We start from the raw sequence: 2,826 nt of genomic DNA on the forward strand, positions 1-2,826 counted from the left end.
TTAGGTGATAAAGAAACATTAGAGAAAACATCAACTTCACGTAGAGATTTCTTAAAATATGTTGGTTTTACCACTGCTGCAGCTTCTTTAGCAGCCTGTGAAGGTCCTGTTAGAAAGTCTATTCCTTACGTTGTAAAACCAAATGATATTATAGCTGGAGTTGCAGATTGGTACGCAACTTCTATGGCAGATGGTTATGATTTTGCGAATGTTTTGGTAAAAACAAGAGAGGGTCGTCCAATACAAATAATGCCAAATAAAGATGCGAATGGAACTACAACAGCTAGAGTACAAGCTGCTATCCTTTCTTTATATGATGAAAAATTAAGATTAAAAGAACCAACTAAAGATAATGAGGAAATTTCATGGGATGCTGCTGATGCTGAGATTGGTTCAAAATTAAATGCTTTAAAAGAAGCTAACAAGTCTGTTGTGCTATTAACAGGAACAATGGCAAGTCCATCAACAGATAAAATTGTTCAAGAGTTTTTGGTAACATATCCTAATGCCAAGCACGTTATATATGATTCAGTTTCAGAATCAGGTGCTGCAGATGCTATGTTAGCAATGTATGGTAAACGTGCTTTACCAAATTACCATTTAAATAAAGCTAAAACGATAGTTTCATTTGGTGCTGATTTTTTAGGTGATTTTCATGGAGGATTTGAAAAGTCTTATATAGCTGGTAGAAAACCAGAAACAGGAAACATGTCTTACCATGTTCAGTTTGAAAGCAACATGTCTTTAACTGGTGCAAATGCAGACAAAAGAGTGGTTGTAAAACCTTCTGATCAAGTTTTTGCTTTGTTAAATCTTTATAGTGCAATTACTGGTGTAAATGTTTCATCTAAAGCAACACCAGCTGATGGTCATGTAAAGAAAATGGCTGCAGAGTTAAAGAAAGCAGGTTCTAAAGGTGTTGTGTTAACTGGATTAAATGATAAAAATGCTCAATTAGTTGCTTTTGCAATCAATGAGGCTTTGCAAAGTGAAGTTTTTGATACTACAAATACGATCAATATTCGCCAAGGAAATGATGCAGAGGTTTCGCAATTAGTTGCAGATATGAAATTAGGTAAAGTTGGAGGACTCATTTCTTACAATGTAGATCCTTTGTATGCTTTGTCGAATTCATCAGCTTTTGCTGAAGGATTGAAAAAAGTTGAGTTATCAGTTGCCTTATCAACAGAGAATAATGAAACCGTAGATGCTTCAACTTACGCATTACCAACTCCACATTTTTTAGAATCTTGGGGAGATACGCAATTTGATGCTGTAACTTACGGGTTAATGCAACCAACAATCCAACCATTATTTAATACACGTCAACTTCAAGATACGTTATTAAAATGGTCTGGTAATTCAACAAAATATTACGATTATTTAAAAACCTTTGCTACTAACAATGTTTTAGCTGGTGGTTCTTGGAATACTGCATTGCACAATGGTTTCTTTACAAGAGAAATAGTAGCAGATGAAAACGATTTTGAAACCTCAGTTTCAATACCAACTGTTGCAAACGAATTAGCAAGTTCAGCAAAAAAATCTTCTGGTTTTGAGTTGAATTTATATACAAAAACAGGCTTAGGAGATGGTAAACAAGCAAATAATCCTTGGTTACAAGAATTCCCTGATCCAATTACAAGAGCTTCTTGGGATAATTACTTGACAGTCTCAATGGCAGATGCTAAAGAATTAGAATTGTCGAATCCTGTAAAAGATAATGGGGCTATTGATGGTGATTATGTAAATATTACCGTTAATGGTGTGACATTAGAGAATGTTCCTGTTATGGTTCAGCCTGGTCAAGCAAAAGGATCCGTTGGTTTAGCATTAGGTTATGGACGAACTTTTGGATTAAAAGAAGAAATGCAAGTTGGGGTTAATGCATATCCTTTATATAAGGGAGGTAATAATATTCAATATAATGTTGCTATTGAAAAAGTATCAGGAACGCACAAATTTGCTTGTACTCAGGTACAAAAAACAATTGCAGGGCGTCATGATATTTTAAAGGTAGCTTCATTAAAAGACTACAAAAATGTAGATCCTAAAGATCATCATCATGGTTGGAATAAACCAGCTTATGTATCTTATGATCATCAAGAAGTAGAGGCAAATAGTATTAATATTTGGGATGAACATAACAGAGAAGTTGGTCATCATTTTAACTTATCCATAGATTTAACATCTTGTACAGGTTGTGGAGCGTGTGTTGTAGCATGTCATGCAGAAAATAATGTACCAGTTGTTGGTAAAAATGAGGTTAGGGTTGGTAGAGATATGCACTGGTTGCGTATTGATAGATATTATTCTTCAGAGGTTGAAACAAGAGAAGATGCCAAAGAATTAGGTTTAAGCAGAGGTGAAATGTATGAAGCATTAGAAACGGAAGCCGAAAATCCTGAGGTAACTTTTCAACCTATGATGTGTCAACATTGTAATCATGCTCCTTGTGAAACGGTTTGTCCTGTTGCAGCAACATCTCATGGTCGTCAAGGGCAAAATCAAATGGCATATAACAGATGTGTGGGTACAAGATATTGTGCAAACAACTGTCCTTATAGAGTTCGCAGATTTAACTGGTTTAATTATGCAAATAATAACGAGTTTGATTTTAATATGAATAACGAATATGGTAAAATGGTGTTGAATCCAGATGTTGTAGTTCGTTCTAGAGGGGTTATGGAAAAATGTTCAATGTGTATTCAAATGACACAGGCAACTATTTTAAAAGCAAAAAGAGAAGGTAGAGCAGTAAATACTGATGAATTTGAAACAGCTTGTTCATCTGCATGTACTACTGGAGCTTTAGTTTTTGGAGAT

General features: G+C 34.8%; 1 protein-coding gene. It reads left to right on the top strand.

The annotated features are described in order from the left end of the window. A partial coding sequence (locus ACTG3V_RS15300; protein ID WP_439133041.1) for a 4Fe-4S dicluster domain-containing protein occupies window positions 1-2,826 on the top strand: 2,826 nt, incomplete at both ends.

Source organism: Polaribacter sp. (assembly GCF_965660385.1).
GTDB lineage: Bacteria > Bacteroidota > Bacteroidia > Flavobacteriales > Flavobacteriaceae > Polaribacter.